Annotated in this window: 24 protein-coding genes and 1 pseudogene; 11 read left to right on the top strand and 14 right to left on the bottom strand. The window is 68.6% G+C overall.

The window, feature by feature from the left end:
• The 4 genes and pseudogenes from ABDV68_RS09580 to ABDV68_RS09595 all read left to right on the top strand — a co-directional run.
• Positions 1–138, top strand: a pseudogene (locus ABDV68_RS09580) (cytochrome b); the annotation flags it as partial.
• Between the two features lie 17 nt (positions 139–155).
• The gene (locus tag ABDV68_RS09585) at positions 156–989 is read left to right on the top strand and encodes a cytochrome c1 (protein ID WP_343519637.1); all 834 of its coding nucleotides are present in this window, start codon (positions 156–158) and stop codon (positions 987–989) included.
• A gap of 74 nt (positions 990–1063) precedes the next feature.
• Positions 1064–1597, top strand: a complete 534-nt coding sequence (locus ABDV68_RS09590) for an adenine phosphoribosyltransferase (protein ID WP_343519639.1) — start codon at positions 1064–1066, stop codon at positions 1595–1597.
• A gap of 68 nt (positions 1598–1665) precedes the next feature.
• Complete coding sequence (locus tag ABDV68_RS09595; RefSeq protein WP_343519640.1) at positions 1666–2190, top strand: hypothetical protein; 525 nt, start codon at positions 1666–1668, stop codon at positions 2188–2190.
• Between the two features lie 127 nt (positions 2191–2317).
• Here the strand turns inward: ABDV68_RS09595 and ABDV68_RS09600 are convergent, their stop codons facing one another.
• From ABDV68_RS09600 to ABDV68_RS09610, 3 genes are all read right to left on the bottom strand, one after another.
• Complete coding sequence (locus ABDV68_RS09600) at positions 2318–2767, bottom strand: MaoC family dehydratase (RefSeq protein ID WP_343519641.1); 450 nt, start codon at positions 2765–2767, stop codon at positions 2318–2320.
• A gap of 67 nt (positions 2768–2834) precedes the next feature.
• Complete coding sequence (locus tag ABDV68_RS09605; protein WP_343519643.1) at positions 2835–4166, bottom strand: hypothetical protein; 1332 nt, start codon at positions 4164–4166, stop codon at positions 2835–2837.
• Between the two features lie 52 nt (positions 4167–4218).
• Positions 4219–4542: a hypothetical protein gene (locus ABDV68_RS09610; protein ID WP_343519644.1), complete on the bottom strand. Its 324-nt coding sequence runs from the start codon at positions 4540–4542 to the stop codon at positions 4219–4221.
• A gap of 73 nt (positions 4543–4615) precedes the next feature.
• Between ABDV68_RS09610 and ABDV68_RS09615 the strand changes: the two genes are divergently transcribed.
• Entirely contained in the window at positions 4616–5452 is an 837-nt protein-coding gene (locus ABDV68_RS09615; protein ID WP_343519645.1) for an oxygenase MpaB family protein, read from the top strand.
• Positions 5453–5987: 535 nt separating this feature from the next.
• Here the strand turns inward: ABDV68_RS09615 and ychF are convergent.
• The 3 genes from ychF to ABDV68_RS09630 form a co-directional block, all read right to left on the bottom strand.
• On the bottom strand, positions 5988–7088 hold the full coding sequence (gene ychF, locus ABDV68_RS09620; protein ID WP_343519646.1) for a redox-regulated ATPase YchF: 1101 nt from the start codon (positions 7086–7088) through the stop codon (positions 5988–5990).
• A 252-nt stretch (positions 7089–7340) separates the two neighbouring features.
• Positions 7341–7805, bottom strand: a complete 465-nt coding sequence (locus tag ABDV68_RS09625) for a glycine zipper 2TM domain-containing protein (RefSeq protein ID WP_343519647.1) — start codon at positions 7803–7805, stop codon at positions 7341–7343.
• A 78-nt stretch (positions 7806–7883) separates the two neighbouring features.
• Positions 7884–8483 carry a TIGR02466 family protein gene (locus tag ABDV68_RS09630; RefSeq protein ID WP_343519649.1) on the bottom strand — a complete coding sequence of 200 codons (600 nt, stop codon included), beginning with the start codon at positions 8481–8483 and terminating at the stop codon, positions 7884–7886.
• A 256-nt stretch (positions 8484–8739) separates the two neighbouring features.
• Between ABDV68_RS09630 and ABDV68_RS09635 the strand changes: the two genes are divergently transcribed.
• Positions 8740–9276 carry a hypothetical protein gene (locus ABDV68_RS09635; RefSeq protein WP_343519650.1) on the top strand — a complete coding sequence of 179 codons (537 nt, stop codon included), beginning with the start codon at positions 8740–8742 and terminating at the stop codon, positions 9274–9276.
• Between the two features lie 208 nt (positions 9277–9484).
• Positions 9485–10471: a hypothetical protein gene (locus ABDV68_RS09640; RefSeq protein ID WP_343519651.1), complete on the top strand. Its 987-nt coding sequence runs from the start codon at positions 9485–9487 to the stop codon at positions 10469–10471.
• Positions 10472–10632: 161 nt separating this feature from the next.
• On the opposite strand, the gene pth is transcribed toward ABDV68_RS09640, so the two are convergent.
• The 3 genes from pth to ABDV68_RS09655 all read right to left on the bottom strand — a co-directional run bounded on the left by pth (position 10633) and on the right by ABDV68_RS09655 (position 13178).
• Positions 10633–11208 carry an aminoacyl-tRNA hydrolase gene (gene pth, locus ABDV68_RS09645; RefSeq protein ID WP_343519652.1) on the bottom strand — a complete coding sequence of 192 codons (576 nt, stop codon included), beginning with the start codon at positions 11206–11208 and terminating at the stop codon, positions 10633–10635.
• A gap of 168 nt (positions 11209–11376) precedes the next feature.
• A complete protein-coding gene (locus ABDV68_RS09650) occupies positions 11377–12096 on the bottom strand; it encodes a 50S ribosomal protein L25/general stress protein Ctc (RefSeq protein WP_343519654.1) in 720 nt (239 codons plus the stop codon).
• 236 nt (positions 12097–12332) lie between these two features.
• Positions 12333–13178 carry a TraB/GumN family protein gene (locus tag ABDV68_RS09655; RefSeq protein ID WP_343519656.1) on the bottom strand — a complete coding sequence of 282 codons (846 nt, stop codon included), beginning with the start codon at positions 13176–13178 and terminating at the stop codon, positions 12333–12335.
• Between the two features lie 104 nt (positions 13179–13282).
• Here ABDV68_RS09655 and ABDV68_RS09660 point away from each other — a divergent pair, with 104 nt between their 5' ends.
• The 4 genes from ABDV68_RS09660 (at position 13283) to ABDV68_RS09675 (ending at position 20055) form a co-directional block, all read left to right on the top strand.
• Positions 13283–14164, top strand: coding sequence for a glycine--tRNA ligase subunit alpha (locus tag ABDV68_RS09660; protein ID WP_343519657.1), 882 nt, complete (start codon positions 13283–13285; stop codon positions 14162–14164).
• A 202-nt stretch (positions 14165–14366) separates the two neighbouring features.
• A complete protein-coding gene (glyS, locus tag ABDV68_RS09665) occupies positions 14367–16526 on the top strand; it encodes a glycine--tRNA ligase subunit beta (protein WP_343519659.1) in 2160 nt (719 codons plus the stop codon).
• 305 nt (positions 16527–16831) lie between these two features.
• Positions 16832–19498: a pyruvate, phosphate dikinase gene (gene ppdK / locus ABDV68_RS09670; protein ID WP_343519661.1), complete on the top strand. Its 2667-nt coding sequence runs from the start codon at positions 16832–16834 to the stop codon at positions 19496–19498.
• Between the two features lie 50 nt (positions 19499–19548).
• Positions 19549–20055 carry a hypothetical protein gene (locus ABDV68_RS09675; protein WP_343519662.1) on the top strand — a complete coding sequence of 169 codons (507 nt, stop codon included), beginning with the start codon at positions 19549–19551 and terminating at the stop codon, positions 20053–20055.
• A gap of 36 nt (positions 20056–20091) precedes the next feature.
• On the opposite strand, the gene ABDV68_RS09680 is transcribed toward ABDV68_RS09675, so the two are convergent.
• The 5 genes from ABDV68_RS09680 to ABDV68_RS09700 form a co-directional block, all read right to left on the bottom strand.
• Entirely contained in the window at positions 20092–20370 is a 279-nt protein-coding gene (locus tag ABDV68_RS09680) for a hypothetical protein (RefSeq protein ID WP_343519663.1), read from the bottom strand.
• Positions 20371–20450: 80 nt separating this feature from the next.
• Positions 20451–21446, bottom strand: a complete 996-nt coding sequence (locus ABDV68_RS09685; protein WP_343519664.1) for a type II secretion system F family protein — start codon at positions 21444–21446, stop codon at positions 20451–20453.
• A 7-nt stretch (positions 21447–21453) separates the two neighbouring features.
• Positions 21454–22431, bottom strand: a complete 978-nt coding sequence (locus ABDV68_RS09690) for a type II secretion system F family protein (RefSeq protein WP_343519665.1) — start codon at positions 22429–22431, stop codon at positions 21454–21456.
• 45 nt (positions 22432–22476) lie between these two features.
• Positions 22477–23781: a pilus assembly protein CpaE gene (locus ABDV68_RS09695; protein WP_343519666.1), complete on the bottom strand. Its 1305-nt coding sequence runs from the start codon at positions 23779–23781 to the stop codon at positions 22477–22479.
• A partial coding sequence (locus ABDV68_RS09700; protein WP_343519667.1) for a CpaD family pilus assembly protein occupies positions 23778–24389 on the bottom strand: 612 nt, incomplete at its 5' end. The genes ABDV68_RS09700 and ABDV68_RS09695, both read right to left, overlap by 4 nt.

The following is a 24389-nucleotide window of genomic DNA, read 5'->3' on the forward strand; positions in this document are numbered from 1 at the left end:
TTCCTGCACTTCCTCGTGATCCTGCCGATCGTGTCGGCGATGGAGCGTCCGCGTCCGCTGCCCAACTCGATCACCGAAGCGGTGCTCGCGGGCAAGGGCGGCACCTCGCCGGCTCAGACCGCGCTGGCTGCCGAATAAAAGGGGCTTGAGACAACATGGTTCGCATCGGCGGATTTATCATCGGCGTCGGCTTCGTCTTCGCCCTTCTCCTCGGCATCTGGGACACGGTCTACAACTGGATCAAGGAGCCCCCCGCGGCGACCGCGGAGCATGAATTCCACCATCATCCCAAGAAGGTGGACTTCTCGTTCAACGGGCTGCTCGGCAAGTACGACAACCGCCAGCTCCAGCGCGGGCTGCAGGTCTACAAGGAGGTCTGCGCGGCCTGTCACTCGCTGCGCCTGGTGTCGTTCCGCGACCTTCAGGCGCTGGGCTATGACGAAGGCCAGGTGAAGACGATCGCCAAGGGCTTCCAGGTGCCGTCGGTCAACCCGGAGACGGGCGAGCCGGCGACCCGCGACGGCATTCCCTCGGATCGCTTCCCGCTGGTCTATGCCAACGACGTCGCCGCGCGCGCCGCGAACAACAACGCGATCCCGCCCGACCTTTCGCTGATGGCCAAGGCGCGTCACGACGGCAGCAACTATATCTACTCGCTGCTGACCGGCTATCAGAACCAGCCGGCCGAGCTGCTCAAGGAGTTCCCGGACGCGAAGACGCCGCAGGGGCTGCACTACAACCCCTATTTCGCGACGCTCAACATCGCGATGACCCCGCCGCTCAAGGACGGGCAGGTGACCTATTCGGACGGCACCGCCGCGACGGTCGACAATTACGCGAAGGACGTCGCCGCGTTCCTGACCTGGACCGCCGAGCCCAAGATGGAAGCGCGCAAGACCGCCGGCCTCGCGACGGTCATCTTCCTCCTGATCTTCTGCTTCCTCGCTTATGGCGCCAAGAAGCAGATCTGGCGGGGCGTGAAGGACTAAGCGTCCGCCAGGACATGATTTCTCCGTCGGCCCGGGAAGCGATTCCCGGGCCGTTCGCTTGGAGGGCCAAGACGATGCCTGCCGACGATCTCGCCGCGCTGATCCGCACCATCCCGGATTTCCCCAAGCCGGGGATCATGTTCCGCGACATCACCACCTTGCTGCTCGATCCGGCCGGGCTCGCCCGCGCGGTCGAGGCGATCGTCGATGCCGTGGACGGCCCGGTCGACCTCGTCGCCGGGATCGAGGCGCGCGGCTTCATCTTCGCCTCGCCCGTCGCGCTCGCGCTCGGCGCGGGCGTGCTGCTGGTGCGCAAGGACGGCAAGCTCCCCGGCGCCACGGTCGCCGAGGACTATGCGCTCGAATATGGCACCGACCGCATCGCCATCCATGCCGACGCGTTCGCGCCGGGCGCGCGCGTGCTGCTGATCGACGACCTCATCGCCACCGGCGGCACCGCGCGCGCCGCGGTCCGCCTGCTGCGCAAGGCCGGCGCGCAAGTGACTCAGGCGGCGTTCGTGGTGGACCTGCCCGAGCTCGGCGGCGCCGATGCGCTGCGCGCCGAGGGGATCCATGTGACCGCCCTGACAGCGTTCAAGGGGCATTAAGGAACCGGTGCGTTATCTCTCCCGTTATCAGTAGGATGGGACGCTCGACGCGTCCGTGGAGAGTGACCATGTACATCCCGCGCATCTTTACCGCTGGGCTGATCGGCGCAGCCGCGCTCGGCCTGTCCGCGTGCACCGACGGCTATGGCTATTCCGGCGTCTCGCTCGGCTATGGCGGCGGTGGTTACTATGACGACGGCTATTATGGCGGCTATGGGAGCTACGGCAGCCCCTATTGGGGCTGGTACGGGGATTACTACTATCCCGGCACCGGCTACTATGTCTACGACCGCTACCGCCGCCCGATCCGCTGGAGCGACAGCCAGCGCCGCTATTGGGAGCAGCGCCGCCACGACTGGCGCGGCAACCGCGAGGTGCGCGAGAACTGGCGCGAGTTCCGCCAGGACCGCCGTGGCGACGACCGCGCCTATCGCCAGGATCGGCGCCAGGATCGTCAAGCCTATCGCAGCGGCCAGGTGACCCGGCCCGAATATCGCGCCGAGCGACGCGACGACCGGCGCGAGTATCGCCGCGAATATCGTCAGGACCGGCGCGAACTGCGGCGCGAGAACCGGCGCGACCGCCGCGACTAAGCCAGCCGTGGGGGTAGATGGCTTCTGTTCCCCTGCGAGCGCAGGGGCCCAGGGTCACTGGCGATGCACCTCGCGGCTCCAGGCTCCTGCTTTCGCAGGAGCACAATTCAAGTTGAAGCGGCCCGCCTTAATCCGCCGGCCGCCGCGCCACCAGCCCGCGCGCGATGAAGCTCATCACCGGCTCGTCATGCTGGTTGAACACGGTCATCCGCGCGCGGGTGCGGCCCATTTCGGGGCGCTTGTCCATCGGCGTCTTCTCGAGCAGCTCGTTCTCGCAGCGCAGCGTGTCGCCGGGATAGACCGGCTTGATCCAGCGCAGCTCGTCGATCCCGCCCGCGCCGAGGCTGGCCGAGGGATTCGCCTTCATATGCTCGACGAACATCGACATGGTCATCGCGCAAGTGTGCCAGCCGCTCGCCGCGAGCTTCCGGAAATGCGTCCTGGCCGCGGCTTCGTCCGAGAGGTGGAAGGGCTGCGGGTCGTATTTCCCCGCGAATTCCAGCACCTCCTCGCGCGTCACCGCGTAGGAGCCGAAGCTCGCCTTCTCGCCGACCGTCAGGTCCTCGAAATATCTCATGCGATCAGTTTCGACCTGAAACCTGTTTTTGGCAAGGGGGGACGGGCATACCCGTCCCCTCCGCCGTTCAGTTGCCGAGCGAGAGCTTGGCGAAGCCGGTCACGCTGACCGGCGACTTGCCGTAATAGGGATCGAGCGCGTCGGGCTTGGCATAGGCCGCCACCGTCCCGCCCAGCGCGAGATTGACCGACTTTGCCAGCGGGATGCGATAGGCATAGCCGCCCTCGAACCGCGCGACGCGGAATGCCCGGTCGTGCAGCGGATGGGCGTGGTCGGGGAACAGCTCGCTGTTGTCGGTCACCTCGGCACGTCCGAACAGCGTGTGGCGGGCGTCGATGTCCCAGTTCGCCTCGGCCAGCCAGGCGGTGAGGGTGTCGCCGGGGATGCGGTTCTTGGCCGAGAAGGCGAGCGCCGCGGAGAGGCCGCCACGGGCATAATGAATGCTCGCGGTGGTCCGCGCCTCGTCCCCGCCGTGCAGCGCCTCCGGCTCCTTGAGCCGCCCATGGCTCACCTGCATCGCCCAGTTGGGCGAGGGGGTGAGCGTCGCGCGGACGCTCCACGAATCGAACTTGGGCGTATCGATTCCCCAGCGCTCCTCGTCGGGTTCGCGCCCGGTGAACAGCGAACCTTCGAGTTGAAGCGCGCGGGTACGCACCCCCGCGGTCGCGACGCCATAGGTGATGTGAGTCGAATCGAACCAGTGATGCGCGATCGGCGACATCGGCTGGTAGCGCGCCGAACGGCGGTGCATGAAGGCGGGCGGGCCCAGCGCCGGCTCGCCGACCGGTCCGCCATAGAGGAAGGCGGTGGCGCCGTCGGCGACATCGACCTCGACGCGGGCCGCCAGCTCCATGAACAGGTCGTGCGGGTGCTGGCGGTCGACCAGCGCCTGGCCGAACGCGGTCTCGCCGGTGGCGAACAGGTTGGGATAGCCGCGCCGTCCCATCAGCGGCTCCAGGCTGAACATCGTCCTGAGCTCGATCCGCGCGCCCTCGCCCAGATCGCGGGCGGCGGTGACCATGCCCATCGACTGGACGAACGCCATGTCGCCGCCGCGCGGTCCGCCCTGGTCGGTGACCACGCCCCACAGATAGCCATGGCCCATGATCATCCAGTCGCCGGCCATGAGGTGCAGCCCGCCATGCTGGCCGCCCTCCGCCGCGGGGAGCAGCGCGGTGCCCGAGGCGATCGCGGCGTTGGCAGGCGACTCCGCCGGAGCCTCCGCCTTCGCCGCGCCATGCTCGTCATGCTGATGCGGCGCGGGCGTGGGGGAGGGCGCCGGCGTCGGCGTCGGTGCGGGAGCCGGCATCTGGTGCTGGCCATGGTCGTGCTGCTGGGCCGCTGCGACGGGCAGCGGCGCCGCCGCCAGCAGGGCGGCGAGCGGGAGTTGCGTCTTCATCTCAAATCTCCGTGTGTGATCGTGCGAACGGGGCAAGGAACCCCGGCGACGATCAGGCGCGCGGAGGGGGTGGCTCGGGCGTCAGCGCCGCGCCGGCGAACCCGGCGGCCAGCGGCGGCAGCCCATGGCTGACGATGTGCAGGCGCGGTGGCGCGACTCGCACCAGCCTGAGCGTCGCGGGCGCGATGCAGCCGACGCACAGCGCCTTGCCCATCTTCACCGGCAAGTCGGGCTGGGGGGCGGGCGCCTCGTCCATCGCCATCGCATGCCCCGCCATCGCCATTGCCGGCTCGTCATGGCATGGCGGTGCCGCCGCCGCCGGGGCGGGCAGGGTGCTGAGGACCAGCGCCAGCATCACGAACAGGCGGACGAGCATCGCCCCCATTTAGCGTGCGTCCGCCGCGCCGCCAACCTTGTCGCGGTCGAGCGTCGCCCCTAGCTTCGCGGCGATGCCGCCGCCCGACCTTTCCGCCGGACTCCGCGCCCGCCTGATCGGCGTGGTGCGCCGCACCTTCAACGACCAGGAGAAGGGCGAGAAGCCGGTCCAGCGCAGCGACGACGCGCTGTTTCCGCGCGGCAGCGTCACCTGGCGGGTGCATGGCGACGTCACCACGATGATGGTCGGCGGGGTCGCCTCGCTGCTGCTGCAGATGCTCCACCCGGCGGTGCTGGCGGGGGTGTGGGACCACAGCGCCTTCCGCAAGGACATGCTCGGGCGCCTCAGGCGCACGGCGCGCTTCATCGCCGAGACCACCTATGCCGAGCGCGGCATCGCCGAGGCGACGATCGCCAAGGTGCGCGAGGTGCACGAGCGGGTCGCGGGGACACTGCCCGACGGCACGCCCTATCGCGCCGACGATCCTGCGCTACTCGCCTGGGTGCATGTCACTGAAATGTATAGCTTTCTTGCCGCGTGGCAACGTTACGGCGTGCCGATAACGCGGGCCGAAGAGGATATCTATTATGCCGAGACCGCGCGCATCGCGGAGGCGCTCGGCGCCGATCCGGTCCCGCGCAGCAAGGCCGAGGCCGACGCGCTGATCGCGGCGATGCGCCCGCGGCTGATGGTCGACGCCCGCACCCGCGAGGTCGCGCGCTTCGTGCTCGACCATCCCGCGCCGAGCCTCGTCGTCGCGCCCGCGCAGACCGCGATCTTCGCCGCGGCGGTCGACCTGCTGCCCGACTGGGCGCGCGCGATGCACGGCCTCAAGCGCCCGGCCGCGACGCCGCTGGTGCGCGGCTCGACATTGGCGATCGCCAAGACGTTCCGCTGGGCGTTCGGGTAGGGATTCTTGATCAAGTCACGTTCCGTTGCATGCTCGCGGTTCTACTTTGGCGTTTTGGTTATGCCGAAGATCGCATTGTAACCTAGTTGGATCATGTAGGAAAGCGAGGCCGTGAAATGCGCGGACTTCCGCCATTCTCTGCCGTGCGCGCGCCGAAGACAGGATCGCAGCGGAGACCTCAGGCCCGACTCGCGGCGAGGGTTTCGAACGGCGCGTACGGAACATGTCGTGGACGATGTTGGCGATTCCGCTTCGGGGCATGTCCGTCCTGCCGAGAGCAGATGTCGCGCAAGTGGAAGCAGGATCGCAGCACGGCTGGAGTCGGCTGGCCGGCTTCCCGTGTCGTCCCCCGCCTTGTGCTGGCGTTGGGCTTACCTTCTCGACCGGTTCAGAAGAAGCCCTGGCCCGGGTCAAGCCCGGGCTGACGATCGAAGCCTGTCCGGTTGAGCTTGAATGGCCGGAGGCTCTAGCGTCAGCGCCCGCCTCCCGTGGACCCGGCACAAGGCCGGGGTGACGATAAAGTGGAGCGATAGGCTCAGACGTTGAAGCGGAACAGCATCACGTCGCCGTCCTGGACGACATATTCCTTGCCTTCCGAGCGCAGCTTGCCGTTGTCGCGCGCGCCGGCCTCGCCGTTGAACTTGACATAGTCGTCATAGGCGATGGTCTCGGCGCGGATGAAGCCGCGCTCGAAATCGGTGTGGATCTCGCCCGCGGCCTGCGGCGCCTTGGCGCCGACATGGGTGGTCCAGGCGCGCGCTTCCTTGGGGCCGACGGTGAAGAAGGTCAGCAAATGGAGCAGCGAATAGCCGGCGCGGATCACGCGGGCGAGGCCGGTCTCCTCGAGCCCGAGCTCGGACAGGAACTCGCCGCGCTCGTCGGCGGGCATGGTCGCGATCTCGGCCTCGATCGCGGCGGAGACGACGACGGCCTCGGCACCCTCGGCCCTGGCCTTGTCGAACACGCGCGCGGAGAATTCGTTGCCGTCGGCGGCGTCCTCCTCGTTGACGTTGCAGACATAGAGGACGGGCTTGGCGGTGATGAGCTGCGCCTGCTTGAGGACGCGCTCCTCCTCGACATCCCTGGGCTGAGTCAGCCGCGCGGGCTTGCCGTCGCGCAGCAGGTCGAGCGCCTGGCCGAGCACCGAGGCGGCGATCTTCGCTTCCTTGTCGCCCTGCGCGGCCTTCTTCTGGAGGTTGGGGACGCGCTTCTCGAGCGATTCGAGGTCGGACAGCATCAGCTCGGTCTCGACCGTCTCGGCGTCGGCGATCGGATCGACCTTGTTGTCGACATGCTGGATGTCGTCATTCTCGAAGCAGCGCAGGACGTGGACGATCGCGTCCACCTCGCGGATGTTGCCGAGGAACTGGTTGCCGAGGCCTTCGCCCTTGCTCGCGCCGCGCACCAGGCCGGCGATGTCGACGAAGCCGAGCTGAGTCTCGATGATCTTGGCCGATCCGGCGATCTTCGCCAGCGCCTGAAGCCGGTCGTCGGGTACGGCGACGTTGCCGACATTCGGCTCGATCGTGCAGAACGGATAGTTGGCCGCCTGCGCCGCGGCGGTCTCGGTCAGCGCGTTGAAGAGCGTCGATTTGCCGACATTCGGCAGGCCGACGATGCCGCAGCGAAAGCCCATGATCTGGTCCTGTAGTCCGGGAAAGGCGCGCAGATAGGGCGGGACGGCGGAAAAGGCCAGCGTGCAAAATCCTCCCCCGCCAGGGGGAGGTGGCGCCGAAGGCGACGGAGGGGGAGGGCTACCCCCGCTAGAGAGTCGCCGACCTCCCCCTCCGTCATGCTTCGCATACCACCTCCCCCTGGCGGGGGAGGATCGACTATGAAAGGCCCGCCGGTCGGAAACCAGCGGGCCATTCTCATTGAGCTGCGCGGATCAGCGGCAGCGCACGTTGCCGCGGTCGATCTCGCGGCCGAGCAGCGCGCCGCCCGAGCCGCCGAGGATCACGCCGAGCAGGTCGCCATTGCCGATCGCGCCGCCCAGGATGCCGCCCAGCGCCGCGCCGACCACCAGGCCGGTGGTGCCGTCGTTGCGGCGGCAATAATAGCGGTTGTCGCGGCCGCGATAGATACGGTCGTTCCGCGTCAGGCGGCGCTCGCGATAGTTGCCGCTGCGGTAATTGTCATAGGGATCCCAGCGGCGGTCGCTGCGGTCGCCATACCAGCGATAGTCGCGACGGCCGTCACGGCGATAATCGCGGCCGCGGCGGTCGTTCCATTCGCGGTCGCGTGCGCGCTCGCGCTCTTCCCAGCTCTGCGCGTGCGCCGTGCCCAGAATGGGCGCGGAGACGGCAGGGAGGGCAAGCGAGAGCGCGAGAAGTGCGGTCAAACCCTTGCGCATGACAAATCTCCTGAGCCTCAGGCAGATGAATCGTATCACATGCGCAATGGTTCCCGGAAATCGTCGGCCCGGTGCGATTTATCGGTAGTTGAAGCTGATGCTGACGCGCTCGGCCCTGGCGGTGCCCGCGACCACCTCGTGGCGCAGCCAGCTCTCCCACAGGAAGATCGTGCCCGGCGCCGGCTCGGCATAGACGAAGGTCTGCAAATCCTCCGGCGCATCCGGACGGCGCGGCGGCGCGGCCATCATCAAGGGCAGCCGCGGATCCTCGAGCTTGAGCGTGCCCGCGCCCGGCGGGATGTCGACATAGAGGGTACCCGAGATGATGCTGTGCGGGTGGATATGCCCCGAATGCGTGCCGCCGGGCTTCAGGATGTTGACCCACAGGCTGTCGAGCCGGGGCTTGCGGGCCAGGTCGAACGCGCATTCGGCGGCGAAGCGCGCGGCGTGGCGGTTGAGGTGGCGGACCAGGTCGCCGAAGCGCGGGTCGCGCGCGGGCAGGTCGTCGAGCGAGGCGTAGGAGGTGTAGCCGCGATAGCCGTGCGCCTTCGACCAGGCCCGGCCCGCGCGATCCGCGGCCGCGAGGTCGCGGCAGGCGTCGCCGAGCTCGGCGAGCAGCGCGTCGTCGTTCAGCGCGGTTTGCGAGAAGCGGGTGGCGAACAGGGTGCGGATCGTCATGCCCCTGCGCACAGCACGCCCGCGCCGGTGGCGCAAGACGTGGGGTGACGCGGTTTGAGGGCATCTTTCCATTTGGATGATGTTCCCCTGCGAAAGCAGGGGGCCAGGGCCACAAGCGATGCGCTCCGGACCTTGGGCCCCTGCTTTCGCAGGGGAACAGCCCGGCTGCTTCAAACGACGTCGCCAGCCAAGCTGCTGCAGTTGACACCCCCGTTGCGGACGGCAAAGTCGAGCGCCTGAAACAGGAAGGAAGTCCATGAATCGCATCGCAATCCTGGCGCCGCTGGCGCTCGTCGCGCTGGCCGGCTGCGGCGACCAGGCGGCCAGGGAGAAGGCTGCGGCGGAGGCCAGGGCGAAGGCGGCGGCGGCCGAGAAGGCGAAGCTGCTCGACGATGCGCTCGCGCTCAACACGCGCTGCTACGCCGCGGTCAAATGGCAGGAGAAGTTCCTCGACAGCCCGGTGCCGCGCTCGATCACCGGCGGCGCGGCGCCGTTCCTGGCCTATTACCGCACGATGATCGCGAACAAGCTCGGCGACCAGGTCGTGCCCGCGGCACCGCCCAAGCCCGAGCTGTCCAAGGCCAATCTCGATACCTATCTCGCCTGGGCGGCGAACGACCAGATCGCGAGCGGTTTCGCCCAGGGCGACCGCGCGCAGGGACAGGCGACCTTCGCGACCTGCGTCCAGAGCGCGGCCGAGTTCGGCACCGGCACGATGGCCAAGCTCAGCCCGGCCGAGCGCCTGGGCAAGATCCAGGAGCTGCGGCAGATCATGGCGGCGACGGGAGGCTGAGCGCCTGTAGCGATCCGGAATCCTCCCCTGGCGGGGGAGGATCGGGAAGCGGGCCTGGCGCTCGAGTGCCCGAGGCCAATTGCGGTCTTTCGTTTCCGTCTCCGTCACGCTACCGGAGTACGCACGCAACCCTTGCGGGCACATGCCCGTTCATCCGCGGTAAAGGCGCGAGGCGCCTTGCAGATGGGCAAGTAACAGGAGTCGAAGCATGATTCGCCGTTCCATTCTGATCGCCAGCACCGCCGTGGCGCTGACTGTCGCCGGATGCGGCGGCGGCGACCCCGATCCGACGCCCACGCCCTCGCCGACTCCGACGCCGAGCCCGTCGCCCTCGCCGATCAGCTACTCGACCCTCCCGCTCACGGCAGCGGCCGAGGTGTTCACGGTCAGCGCGGCGATGAGCTATACCGGCGATCCCGCCGCGGGGCCGGTCACGCTCGGCACCGCCGGCACCGACGGCTTCTCGAACCGCGTGCGCCTGGCGCTGCAGAGCACCGCGTCGACCAGCCAGACGACCGAGGTGGTGGTGCGCGAGAATACCGAGGAATCGCGCTTCACCGGTGCCGACCTGCTCGTGGCGCCGGCGACGACGGTCACCGAATATGTCTATCGCGAGAGCACCGCGCCGACCACGCCGGGCCAGTTCACCCAGCTCGAGCTGCTCAACAACACGCTCACCATGACGCCCACCGTGGTCACCAGCGACGTCAATCTGGCGCGTCCCTATGTCAGCTATGGCGCGTGGTGGCGCGGCGACAGCACGACGGGCGCCAAGCGCGTGACCTACGGCACCTTCGGCTATCCCACCGTGCCCAGCGACATGCCGACCACCGGCAGCTCCAGCTATATCGCGCGGATCGCCGGCCGCGTGGTGATCTCGCCCGGCGCCGGCGCGAGCACCGTGCAGAAGCTCGGCGGCACCGTGACGGTCCTGCTCAACTATGCCACGGGCCTGGTCAACCTGACGCTCAACCTGACGCGGGAGGACGGCACGCCGTACGGCACCTATACCGGCACCGGCGCGATCGCGGCGGGCAACAACCAGTTCACCGGCAGCTTCGGCCCGGGCAGCCCCGCGGGCGGCACCTTCCAGGGCCTGGCCTATGGGCCGAAGGCGACCGAGATCGGCATCACCTTCGCGATCACCGGCACCGACAACCGCGCGGTCGGCGTGGTGATCGGCCGCCAGGGCTGATCCCGCCTCACGACGATCTGGAGAAGGCCGGGTTCGCCCGGCCTTTTCTTTTTAATGGAGGCCGCACCGGCCCGCTCCCCCACCCGGCCACCCATAGAATACACTGGCGTTGGGTGGCCGGGGGGGGGAGCGGAGCCGGTGCGGCAATCTAAAAGACGCCCTTACGGCGTCTGATGCAGGCGCAGCGCGACGTCGCTCATGAAGCGCGCGTCGTCACCTTTGGCGAGCCACTCCGCCTCGGCCGCGATCGCGCCGAGCAGGTCGGAGAGCGGCTCGATCTCGGCCTTGGAATAGTTGCCGAGGACGTAGCCGGTGACGCGGTCCTTGTGCCCGGGATGGCCGATGCCGATGCGCACGCGGCGGAAGTCCGGCCCGACATGGCTGATCGTGCTGCGGATCCCGTTCTGCCCCGCCGCGCCGCCGCCGCGCTTCACCTTGACCTTGAACGGGGCGAGGTCGAGCTCGTCGTGGAACGCGGTGACGTCCTCGGGCGCCAGCTTGTAGAAGTCGAGCGCGGCGCGGATCGCACGCCCGCTTTCGTTCATATAGGTCGCGGGCTTGAGCAGCAGGATCTTCTCGCCGCCGACGCGGCCTTCCTGCAGCCAGCCCTGGAATTTCTTCGCGGGCGGGGTGAAGCCGTGCACCTCGGCGATCGCGTCGGCCGCCATGAAGCCGACATTGTGCCGGTTCATCGCATATTGCGGCCCCGGATTGCCAAGTCCCACCCACAGTTGCATCGTCATTTTCCGTCTAGCGGCACCAGCCCGCTCCCCCACCCGGCCACCCATATGATACTGCCGTCGGGTGGCCGGGTGGGGGAGCGGGCTGGTGCGGTAACTCAAACAAGAACGCCCCCGCACCGGGGTGCGGAGGCGTCTAATCGATCCCCGGTGAGGGGAAAAGGCTTACTCGCCGTCCTTGGCTTCGCCGTCGGTCGGACCGGCGGTCTCGCCCTCGGCGGCCTCGTCGGCCGGGGTATCGCCCTCGGCCGCGGCCTCGTCAGCCGCCGCTTCGGCCTCGGCCGCTTCCGCGGCTTCGGCTTCCTCGGCCTTGAGCGCCGACGGGGCGACGATCGTGGCGATGGTGAAGTCGCGATCGTCGATCGCGCTCTCGACGCCCTTGGGCAGGGTCACCGCCGAGATGTGCAGCGAATCGCCGACGTCGAGGCCGTTCAGCGAGACGGTGATCTCGCTCGGGATCTCCGAGGCGTCGCACACCAGCTCGAGCTCGTGGCGGACGATGTTGAGCACGCCGCCCTTTTCGAGGCCCGGCGAGGCGTCCTCATCGGCGAACACCACGGGAACGTTCACGGTCACCTTGGCATGCTCGGAAATGCGCAGGAAATCGACATGGACCGGACGATCGGTCACGACGTCGAGCGCAGCGTCCTTGGGCAGGGTGCGGATCGGCTTGCCGCCGGCGCCCTCGATCATCACGACCGAGTTGAAGAAGTGGCCGGTATGCAGCGCCTTGACGAGCGCACGCTCCTCAAGGTGGATGCTCAGCGGTTCCTGATTGTTGCCGTAGATCACGGCGGGGACGCGGCCTTTACGACGCAGCGCACGGGAGGCTCCCTTGCCAACCCGGTCGCGCGTCTCGGCCGACAGCGTAAGCGTGTCGCTCATGTGTCGTTCCTATGCGCTAAGTGGTTCAACCCCGGCCAGGCCTCCAGGGATGACCCTGACCGGAAGCGCGCGCCTATAGGGGAGGGTGGGGGAGAAAGCAACTCAATCCTCCCCGCCAGGGGGCGGTGGCATGCGCAGCGTGACGGAGGGGGAGGAAGTCCGCCGCCAGCGTTCTGGAATCCGCCCCCTCCGTCGCCTTCGGCGCCACCTCCCCCTGGCGGGGGAGGATTATCGGTTCAATACGCCACCCGCTCGGCCTTCAGCCCCTTCTCCGAGAGCAGGGCCTGGACGCTGCCCTTGCCGGCGAGATGCCCCGCGCCGACCGCGACGAACACCGTGCCGGGCCGGCTCATCCGCGCCGCGACCCAGTTCGCCCAGCGCGCGTTGCGCCGCGCCACCAGCGCGTCGGCGACCTCGGGCGAGGCCTCGGCGACCCGGTTCATCTCCGCGCCCACCGTCTCGGCATCGCCCGCGCCCCAGGCGGTGACGAAGCGCTCGAGCCGCTTGCCCGCCTCGGGAACTTCCTTGACCGTCGCGTCGAGCATCGCGCTCTGCGCCGCGCCGGACAGGCCGTCGAACATCATCAGCTGCGCACGCACCGATTCGAGCGCCTTGACCGGCTTGCCGGCGCGCTCGGCCGCGCTCGACAGCGCCGCCTCGACTCCGTCCTCGGTGCCGTAGCCCGCCTTCGCCACCGCGAGCTGGCTCAAGGTCAGCGCAGCGAGCCACGGCTCCATCCGGTCGATCTCGCCCTTGGCCATGCCGAGCTTCCGCGCCGCCGCGTCGACCTCAGGCGCGAAGGGCGGGCCGCCGCGCGTGCCGAGCTGCGCGGTCAAGGCCGCGATCGCCTGCGGATCGGGCCTGGCGATCTCGAGCACCACCTCGTCGCTCGCGTCGAACGCCTCGCGCACGCCCTCGTCGAACCAGCGCATGCCGGGCTTCAGCACATGCACCGTGCCGAACAGGTAGACGGTGGTGTCCGCATCCCTGACCACCCACAGCGCCGGATCGGCGTCGCTGCCGAGGATCGAGCAACCGGAGAGCAGGAGAGCGGCGAGGGCGGGAAAGGCAGGCTTGAGCATCCCCCGCTTCCAAGCCGATCCCCGGCGGCGCCGTCAACCACCGCGCGGTTAACCAGCGCGCGCTGTTGACCCTGCCGCACCCCTGCGCCAAAGCGCGGGCCCATATGACCACGCCGCTCAGCTTCCAGGGCATGATCCTCAAGCTCCATGACTACTGGAGCCAGCGGGGCTGCCTGATCCTCCAGCCCTATGACATGCGCATGGGCGCGGGGACGTTCCACACCGCGACGACGCTGCGCGCGCTGGGGCCGGACCCGTGGAACGCGGCGTTCGTGCAGCCGTGCCGCCGGCCCACGGATGGCCGCTATGGCGAGAACCCCAACCGGCTGCAGCATTACTACCAGTATCAGGTGATCCTGAAGCCTTCGCCGCCGGACCTGCAGGAGCTGTACCTCGGCTCGCTCGCCGCGATCGGGATCGATTTCACCCGGCACGACATCCGCTTCGTCGAGGACGACTGGGAAAGTCCGACGCTCGGCGCCTGGGGCCTTGGCTGGGAAGTGTGGTGCGACGGGATGGAGGTGACCCAGTTCACCTATTTCCAGCAGATGGGCGGCTTCGACTGCAAGCCGGTGTCGGGCGAGCTCACCTACGGGCTCGAGCGGCTGGCGATGTACATCCAGAACAAGGACAGCGTGTACGACCTCGCGTTCAACGACGCGCAGGATGGCAAGCCCGGCTTCACCTATGGCGACGTGTTCCTCGAGAACGAGAAGCAGATGTCGAAGTGGAACTTCGAGATCGCCGATACCGAGACTTTGTTCGACCTGTTCCGCAAGGCCGCGGCCGAATGCGAGAACTGCCTTGGCGCGGGGCTGCCGATCCCGGCGTACGAGCAGGCGATCGAGGCGAGCCATATCTTCAACCTGCTCAACGCCCGCGGCGTGATCTCGGTCGCCGAGCGGCAGGCCTATATCGGGCGGGTGCGCGACCTGGCGAAGGGATCGTGCGCGGCGTGGATGGAGAAGAACGGGTGGAGCGCGTGATGATCGGGTTCACGCGAAGGCGCGAAGGCGCGGAGATGCCTGTTCTTTGCGCGAAGCGCCTTCAAAATTCCACCGTTGCAGCGCGCGGGACCCATGAGCTGAGCAAGCCGCTGCGCGGCAGCGCCACCTCTCCGCGTCTCCGCGTCTCTGCGCGAACCAACTCTTCTCTTCGCGCCATCGCGCCATCGCGTGAACCAATCCTATGACCGACTTCCTCCTCGAACTCCGCTCCGAAGAAATCCCCGCGCGGATGCAGGATCGCGCGAGGGAGGATTTGGCCCGTCTGTTCACCAGCGAGCTGGACAAGGCCGGCCTCAAGGCGACCGACGTCGTCACCTACGCCACGCCGCGCCGGCTCGCGTTGATCCTGAAGGGCCTGCCCGACCAGACCGATGCCGTGTCGGAGGAGATCAAGGGCCCGCGCGTCGGCGCGCCGGACGTCGCCATCGACGGGTTCCTCAACAAGAACCGCCTCAAGCGCGGCGACCTGGTCGAGCGCGACGGGGTCTATTTCGCGATCTTCGATCGTCCCGGCCGCGATACCTGTAATGTGCTGACCGAGACGATCTCGCTCGTCATCCGCACCTTCGCCTGGCCCAAGTCGATGCGCTGGGGCGCGGAGTCGCTGTCGACCGAAAGCCTGCGCTGGGTGCGCCCGCTGCAGGGCATCGTCGCGATCTTCGGCGAGCGCGTGATCGACGGGCTGATCGACGGCGTGCGCTCGGGCGCGGCGACGGTGGGGCATCGCTTCCATCATCCGGGCGTGATCACGATCGGCTCGGCGGCGGACTATGTCGAGAAATTGCGCGCCTGCCATGTCGTGGTCGACCAGGCCGAGCGCCGCAACATCATCGCGCTCGGCGCCAAGATGGCGGCGCAGAAGGCCGGCCTCACGCTGATCGAGGACGAGGGGCTGCTGGTCGAGAATGCCGGCCTCACCGAGTGGCCGGTGCCGCTGCTCGGCCGCTTCGACGAGGCGTTCCTCGACGTGCCGCCCGAGGTGATCCAGCTGACGGCGCGGGTGAACCAGAAGTATTTCGTGTGCCAGGATGCGGCGGGGAAGCTCGCCAACGCGTTCGTGTGCACCGCGAACATCGACGCGGCCGATGGCGGGGCGAAGATCGTCGAGGGCAACCAGAAGGTGCTGGCGGCGCGGCTGAGCGATGCGCGGTTCTTCTACGAGACGGACTTGAAGGTTCCGCTGGAGAACCGCTTGCCGCAGCTCGAATCGATGCTGTTCTACGAGGGCATGGGCACGCTGCGCGCCAAGGCCGAACGGATCGCCGCGCTGGCCGAGTTCATCTGCACCCATTATTTTCCCGAGCGCGATCCGGCGACCGCGCGCCGCGCCGGCTTGCTCGCGAAGGCGGACCTGACAACCGGCATGGTCGGCGAGTTCCCCGAGCTGCAAGGCATCATGGGCGGCTATTATGCCGAGGCGGCGGGCGAAAAGCCCGGCATCGTCGCTGCCTTGAACCAGCAATATGTTGCGGCGGTCGAGGGCTGCATCGCGGCCTGCGTCGCGCTGGCCGATCGTATCGATTCGCTCGCTGCCTTCTTTGCGCAGGGCATTCGTCCGACTGGCTCGAAGGATCCGTTCGCGCTGCGCCGCGCCGCGCTGCAGACGATCCAGACGATCCTCGTCAACGGAACGCGCATCGATCTCAAACGGGTATTCGCCCAGGCGGTGCTCGGTCTCGGCGCGCCCGGTGAGGAAGGGGCCGTCGGACCCGATCTGGATCCGACCGAACTCCTCGACTTCTTCGCCGACCGCCTCAAGGTCCAGCAGCGCGAGGCGGGGGTCCGCCACGACCTGATCGACGCGGTGTTCGCGCTGGGCGGGGAGGACGATCTCGTCCGGCTGCTCGCGCGCGTGCATGCGCTGCAGGCGTTCATGGCGACCGACGACGGGGCGAACCTGCTCGCCGGGTACAAGCGGGCGGCGAATATCCTCAAGAAGGAGGGGTACGCTGCCCCTACCCGTCATCCCGGCCTTGAGCCGGGACAGGGCTTCTCTGGCGGCGGTGAAGGCGGCCCCGCCCCGGCTCAAGGCCGGGGTGACGATGGGAGTGGGGCGGGCGTTGGCCGGGTGGAGCTTTCCTATGCGCCCGAACCTGCCGAGGCCGCGCTGATCGCGGCGCTCGACGATGCCGAGCCCAAGGCCGCCGCCGCGGTCGAGTCCGAGCGGTTCGAGGCGGCGATGGCCGCGCTCGCCACGCTGCGCGCGCCGATCGACGCGTTCTTCGCCGACGTCACGGTCAACGATGCCGATCCGGCCAAGCGCGAGTCCCGGCTCGCGCTGCTCGCGCGGATGCGCGATGCGGTGCACCGGGTCGCTGATTTCGGGAAGATCGAGGGCTGAGGGCAGGCGATCCTCCCCCGCCAGGGGGAGGCGGCGCCGAAGGCGTCGGAGGGGGCAGACTCCCCAACGATTGCTTCGGTATCCTCCCCCTCCGTCAGGCTGCGCCTGCCACCTCCCCCTGGCGGGGGAGGATTGAAGGGCCGCCTCACACGCGCTTTTGACTTCCGCACCCGGAAAGCCTGTCCGCTTTTGTCAGGCCTAAGCAATTCTGTTCGCTGACACCGCTGGACAAGCCCTTTCGCACCGTTCGCACCTGCGGTAGGCGCGGCGAAAGCGCCGGGGAGGGCGTCAGCGAAGGGGATGGAATGACTCGCTATGTGTATCGCTTCGGCGGCAACGTCGACGACGGCGGCAAGCAGGACAAGAACCTGCTCGGCGGCAAGGGCGCGAACCTCGACGGCATGGCCGGCATCGGCCTGCCGGTGCCCCCGGGCTTCACCATCTCCACGCCGGTCTGCGCGCTCTATTACGAGCAGGGCGAAAGCTTCCCCGACAGCCTGAAGGCCGAAGTCGCGAACGGCGTGGCGCATATCGAGGCGGTGACCGGCAAGAAGTTCGGCGACGCCGCCGATCCGCTGCTGGTCTCGGTCCGTTCGGGGGCGCGGGTGTCGATGCCGGGGATGATGGACACCGTCCTCAACCTCGGGCTCAACGACGACACGGTGCAGGGGCTGGCCGCGACCAGCGGCGACGAGCGTTTCGCGTGGGACAGCTATCGCCGCTTCATCCAGATGTATTCGGACGTGGTGCTCGGGCTCGACCATGGCCGGTTCGAGGAAGCGCTCGAGATCGCCAAGGAAGATCGCGGCTATTTCCTCGACACCGAGATGACCGCCAAGGACTGGCAGGGACTGGTCGCCGAGTACAAGGCGCTGGTGGTCGAATTGTGGGACGGCAAGGCCTTCCCGCAGGACGTGCACGACCAATTGTGGGGCGCGATCGGCGCGGTGTTCGGATCGTGGCAGTCGGAGCGCGCCAAGGTCTATCGCCGCCTCAACGACATTCCCGGCGACTGGGGCACCGCGGTCAACGTGCAGGCGATGGTGTTCGGCAACATGGGCGACACGTCGGCCACCGGCGTCGCCTTCACCCGCGACCCCTCGACCGGCGAGAACGCCTATTATGGCGAGTTCCTGATCAACGCACAGGGCGAGGACGTCGTCGCCGGCATCCGCACGCCGCAATATCTGACCAGGACCGCGCGCGAGGCGGCGGGGGCCAAGCCGCTCTCGATGGAAGAGGCGATGCCCGAGACCTATGCCGAACTCGCCCGCGTCTTCGACCTGCTCGAGCGCCACTATCGCGACATGCAGGACATCGAGTTCACGGTGCAGCAGGGCAAATTGTGGATGCTGCAGACGCGCTCGGGCAAGCGCACCGCCAAGGCCGCGCTCAAGATCGCGGTCGACATGGCCAATGAGGGGCTGATCACGCGCGAGGAAGCGATCGCGCGGGTCGATCCGGCGGCGCTCGACCAGCTGCTCCACCCGACGCTCGACCCGCAAGCGCCGCGCGACGTGCTGACCAAGGGACTGCCCGCCTCGCCCGGCGCGGCGTCGGGCAAGGTGGTGTTCGACGCCGACACCGCCGAGCGCGCGGCGGCGAATGGCGAGGCGGTGATCCTCGTCCGCGTCGAGACCAGCCCCGAGGACATCCACGGCATGCATGCCGCGAAGGGCATCCTGACCGCGCGTGGCGGGATGACCAGCCACGCCGCGGTGGTCGCGCGCGGCATGGGCCGCCCGTGCGTCTCGGGCGCGGGGACGCTGTCGATCAAGGGCGCCGAGGGCGTCATGCGAGTCGGCACCCGCGAGGTGAGGGAAGGCGAGATCGTCACGATCGACGGCTCGACCGGCGAGGTGATGGTGGGCGAGGTGCCGACGATCCAGCCCGAGCTCGCCGGCGACTTCGGCACGCTGATGGAATGGGCCGACGGGGTGCGGCGCCTCAAGGTGCGCACCAACGCCGAGACCCCGCTCGACTGCCGCACCGCGCGCGAGTTCGGGGCGGAGGGCATTGGCCTCTGCCGCACCGAGCACATGTTCTTCGACGCGGCGCGGATCACCGCGGTGCGCCAGATGATCCTGGCGGACAGCGAGAAGGGCCGCCGCGCCGCGCTCGACAAGCTTCTGCCCGAGCAGCGCAAGGACTTTGCCGAGATCTTCGAGGTGATGGCGGGGCTGCCCTGCACGATCCGCCTGCTCGACCCGCCGCTGCACGAGTTCCTGCCGCACGAGGAGGCCGAGTTCGCCGAGGTGGCGCAGGCCGCCGGGCTCGACGTGGAGACGCTGCGCCGCCGCGCCGCCGAGTTGCACGAGTTCAACCCGATGCTCGGCCATCGCGGCTGCCGCCTCGGCGTGACCTATCCCGAGATCTACGAGATGCAGGCGCGCGCGATCTTCGAGGCGGCGTGCGAGGTGGCGGAGAAATCAGGGGCCGCGCCGGTGCCCGAGGTGATGATCCCGCTGGTCGCGACCAAGCGCGAGCTCGAGCTGATGAAGGCGGTGGTCGACAAGGCCGCCCAGGCGGTGTTCGCCGAGAAGGGCCGCACGATCGACTATCTCGTCGGCACGATGATCGAGCTGCCGCGCGCGGCGTTGCGCGCGGGCGAGATCGCCGAGGTGGGGGCGTTCTTCTCGTTCGGCACCAACGACCTGACCCAGACTACGCTCGGCGTCAGCCGCGACGATGCCGGCCGGTTCCTGACGACTTATGTCGAGAAGGGCATCTATGCCCGCGACCCGTTCGTCTCGATCGACGTCGAGGGGGTGGGCGAGCTGATCAGCCTGGCGGCCGAGCGCGGGCGGGCGACGCGGCCCGACATCAAGCTCGGCATCTGCGGCGAGCATGGCGGCGATCCCGCCTCGATCGCGTTCTGCGAGGCGACGGGGCTCGACTATGTGTCGGCATCGCCCTATCGCGTGCCGATCGCGCGGCTGGCCGCGGCGCAGGCGGCGCTCAAGAGCAGGTGACCGGCGTGGCGGCGATGGCGGGCGCGACAGTCCTGAATGCACGCCTTGAAATGAATCCCGTCGACCGCCTCAACGCCGAACTCCTGAATGGCCGCACCGCCACCGAAGTGCTCGAGGCGCGCTGCGCGGCGCTGGGCCTTGCCGATGGCCCGCGCGTGCACGCGCAGGTGCGCCGCGACCGGCTCGTGGCGGGCGAGGCGGCTGCGCGGCGCCGGCTCGACGCGGCGGGCGAGCGGCTGGGCTATCGCCGCGTTTATCTGATGTGCGGCGCGCAGGTGCTGTCGGAGGCGCTCAACTGGTACGTCGCCAGCCGCCTGACGGCCGAGATGAACGCGGCGCTGGAGACCAGCGACGTGCCGTTCGGCCGCGTGATCCTGCCGCTGTCGCCGAGCCGCCGGACGGTCTCGACGCGGGTCCTGTGGGACGGCGAGGGCGAGGCGCCGGCGACGATCCTGCGCCACCGCGCGCTGGTGGTCGACGGGCAGGGCCGTCCGCTCGCCGAGGTAATCGAGAATTACCGCGCGGTGCTGGTGACCGGCGCCGTGGCGCAACGCTGATCCTCTCCCTGGCGGGGGAGGCTTGAGCAAAGCGCGCTAGTCTTTCGGACCGGCGTCCGCGTCCTCGGTTTCCGGCTGCGGCGCAGCGGCTTCATCCGCCACGCCGTCGCGCTCCCGCTCGAGCTGGCGGATCCGTTGGCGCGCCTTGACCAGCGCCTTCTCCATCTCGCGCTTGTACTTGGCGATGATCACCTCGCGCTCGCGGAAGCGCTTGCGCAGCTGGTGGCTCTGCGGACTGAAGGCGATCCCGAACAGCCAGCCGGCGAGCAGCGCGGCGGCGAGCAGGACCCAGCCAAGGGGCGATGTGAACGGCATCGACGAGCCTTTCTGGCAGCAACCGTAACAATTTAGCCAGCGACGCCGGCCGGCGCCAGTGGGGCGTCCGGGGTACGGCCTCAGCCGCTCATCAGCGCGTCGTTGATCGAGCAGGCGGCAGGGCCGAGGATCACGACGAACAGCACCGGCAGGATGAACAGGATCAGCGGCACGGTCATGATCGCGGGCAGGCGCGCGGCCTTTTCCTCGGCGCGCATCATGCGCTCGTTGCGGAACTCGGCCGAGAGCACGCGCAGCGCCGAAGCGAGCGGGGTGCCGTATTTCTCGGTCTGGATCATCGTGGTGACCACGCCGCGGATCGAATCGAGGTCGATGCGCGTCGCCATGTTCTCGAACGCCTGGCGGCGGTCGGTGAGGAAGCCGAGCTCGATCGCGGTCAGCGAGAATTCCTCGCCCAGCTCGGGATAGGCCTTGCCCAGCTCCTTGGCGACGCGGCCGAACGCGGCGTCGACGGTGAGGCCCGCCTCGGCGCAGATCACCAGCAGGTCGAGCGCGTCGGGAACGCCCTTGCGGATCGCCGCGCTGCGCTTGTCGATCTTGTTCTTGAGGTAGATGTCGGGCCCCTTATAGGCCGCGATGAAGCTGCCCGCGACCAGGCCATAGGCCTTGATCGCCGACCAGTCGGCGAACAAGTCGGTGCCGTAGACGAGGAACACCATGAGACCGCCGACGACGATCGGCAGCACCATGCGGCCGAAGATCACGGCATAGGCATAGTCCTTCGAGCGGATGCCGGCCTGGAGCAGCTTGCGCTGCGCGACCTTGACCTGCTCGTCCTGCAGCACCTTGAGCGAGGACAGGAAGGAGCGGAGCCTGTCGGTGGTGTCGTTCTGGCGGACGAGCTTCGCGCGGCGCTTGCTGGTCGAGGCGCTGATGCCGGCCTTCAACTGCTCGCGCCGCTCGTTGAGCGCCTTGACGCGCTTCGCCATCGGGTCGCGCACCGTGGTCGCGGCATAGATGGCGACGAGCACGCAGAACGCCGCGACGCCGGCGAGCAGGGTCGCGACATAGATGATGTCGACGCCGAGAAGGGTTGGGCCGGTGGAGCTGCTCATCATGGCATCAGATCTCGAAGCTGATCATCTTGGCCATGATGAACGCACCAAGGCCCATCCAGACGATCCCGCCGCCGCCGGCCACCATCAGCCGCTCGTCGGTGAAGAATTTCTGCATGTATTCGCCGCTGATGAACCAGATCAGCACGAACACGATGAAGGGCAGCGAGCCGATGATGTAGGCCGACGCCTTCGATTCGGACGACATCGCGCGGATCTTGAGCTTCATCTGCCCGCGCTTGCGCAGCACGTCGGCGAGGTTGGCGAGCGTCTCGGCGAGGTTGCCGCCGGTCTCGCGCTGGATCGCGATGGTGATGGTGAAGAACTGGAACTCGGGCGTGCCGAGCCGGTCCGCGGTCTCCTGCAGCGCCTGGTCGAGCGTGCGGCCGATCTTCATCTTGTCGGAGATGGCGCGGAATTCCTCGCCGACCGGCCCTTCGACCTCGGCGCCGACCACGCCCATCGTCTCGGTGATCGGCAGGCCCGAGCGCAGGCCGCGCACCAGCAGCTCGATCGCGTCGGGGAACTTGGCGTTGAACGCGTTGATCCGCTTCGAGATGAAGAAGCCGACCACCATGTGCGGCAGTCCCACGCCGACGGCGAGCCCGGCGAGCAGCGCGAGCAGGATCGGCAGGCCCTGGAACCACATCGCCGCGGTGACCACTAGGGCCAGACCGAGCGTCGCCAGGCCATATTGCCCCACCGTCCAGCCCTTGCCGGTCATCGCCAACCGCTTGCCGAGCAATGCCGGGTTGGGAAGGAAGCGTGCCGCCGCCTTGTCCATGTTGCTGGCGCGCGCGGTCGAGATCTTGCGCAGCTGCGCCTCGACCGCGCCGCTGCTGCCGACGCCGGTGTGCCGGTCGCGCAGCGAGGTCAGCCGCCGCGCGCCCGCCTTCTCCGCCGACGGTCCGGCAAAGGCGAGAACGAGCAGCGCCAGCACCATGAAGGCGCCTCCCGCCAGCAGCATCAACGGCAGCATGTCCATGCTCGCAACGACTCCGAACCCTGGGACCGGCGGGGCGCCGGCCCGTTACTTCTTCTTCTGCAGCTTGATCGAGATGCCGGAGAGCTTGCCGAGCAGCGAGCCGCCCTTGTCTCCCGCGGCCTTGGCGCCCTTGCCGCCCTTCAAGCCCTTGCTCTCGGTGTCCTCCGCGGCGGCGTCGGTATAGCAGACGACCCGATCCGCGATCTCCGACAGCGGGGCGAGCCCCTTGACGCCCTTGCCGGCCTCGGCGAGCGGCTTGCCGAGCTTGGCCGCCTGGACCGCGGTCTTGGGCTCGTAGGGGATCAGATAGTCGATGCGCCGCTCGATCGAGCCCTCGAAGTCCTTGCGGCTGATCTCGAGCTGCCCGCCCGCGGGAACGCGGTTGGCGACCACGATCATCTGCGTGTGCGGCGCGTTCGACTTGAACCAGCTGAGGATGCGGATCGCATCGCGCGCCGCGGCCAGCGTCAGCTCGGTCACCAGCACCGCGACCTGAACGTCGCTGATCAGATGCGGATAGTTGACCAGCATGGTGCGCGGCAGGTCGACCACGGTGCATTCGAATGCGCTGCGGATCTCCTCCTGCAGCTGGAAGAAGGCCGCGCCGTCGGTCATCACCGGCGAATTGATCGGCGCTTCGGCCGAGAGCACCGCGAGGCGCTCGGAAGCCTTGACCATCGCACGCTCGATGAACAGCCCGTCGATGCGGCTCGGATTCTCGATCGCGTCGGTGAGGCCGCGTCCCGGCTCGAGGTCGAGCGCGAGCGCGCCGGTGCCGAAATGCACGTCGAGGTCGAGCAGCGCGGTGGTGCGGCCGGCCTTCTCGCTCAGCAGCCACGACAGCGAGGTGGCGAGCGTCGAGGCGCCGACGCCACCGCGCGTGCCGATCACGGCGACCGCGCAATGGGGCCGGTCCGATCCCGGTTCGGCGACCTTGGGCGCGTTGAGCACCGTCTGCGCCTGCACGAACGCCTCGCGCAGCATGTCCGGGTTGAGCGGCTTGAGCAGATAGTCCTGGATGCCCGAGGCGACGAGGTCGCGATACAGGCGGACGTCGTTGACCTGGCCGGCGGCGATCACCACCGTGCCCGGCTCGCACACTTCGGCGAGCGCGTTGATGTCGTTGAGCGGATCGCCGCTTTCGGAGAGATCGACGAACAGCACGTTGGGGCTGGCCGAGACCGACAGCGTCTGCACCGCGTTGCGCAGTCCGCCCTTGTTGACCTTCTCGGGGTTCCAGCCCTGCTCGATCGCGATCGGGCGCAGCGCTTCGGCCGTCGTCTCGTCGCAGACGAACGCGACGAACGGCTCGCGATGCGCGGCGCGGGCGGGGGTGAATGGTGCGTTCACTTGCCGCCTCCCGTGCTCTCGCTCTTCACGTTGGTGCCGCCGCCGCCGGTCGGCTGCGCCTTGCGCAGCGCGTCGATCGCCTTGAAGTTGGTGGCGGTATCGGCGGTCTCGGCGCCGGGCTGGCCGCGGACCAGGTCCTCGGGCCGCGCGACCATCGCCGCGAGGTTGCCGTTGACCGCGCAGCCGAAATTGGAGGTGGTGGCATTGTCGGTCTCGGGCTGCTGCGCGCGCGACCAGTCGGGACAGCCGGGGACGCTCGCCTGCATGCGGCTGACGATCACGCGCACCGTGCCCGGCGCGATCGCGCCCGGCGTGACCGGGGCGGGACCGGAGAGCATGATGCCGTAGCGATTGGCTTCGGCCGCCACTTCGCTGCGCGCGCCGGTGTTCGCCGGATCGTCGACATAGACGCGGTCGCCATAAGCGAGGCGCAGCGAGGACAGCCAGCCGGCGACGCGCTCGCGCTCGCCCGGGGCGAAGCCGGCGCCGTCGGTCGCGGCGTCGAACACATAGTCGGTGCGCGAGACGACCGGCTGGTTGACCGATTCGATCCCGCGATTGGGCATGGTGGTGGGACCGCAGGCCGCCAACATGGCGGCCTGCGGTCC

The sequence above is a fragment of the Sphingomonas sp. genome (assembly GCF_039595165.1).
Classification (GTDB): Bacteria; Pseudomonadota; Alphaproteobacteria; order Sphingomonadales; family Sphingomonadaceae; genus Sphingomonas.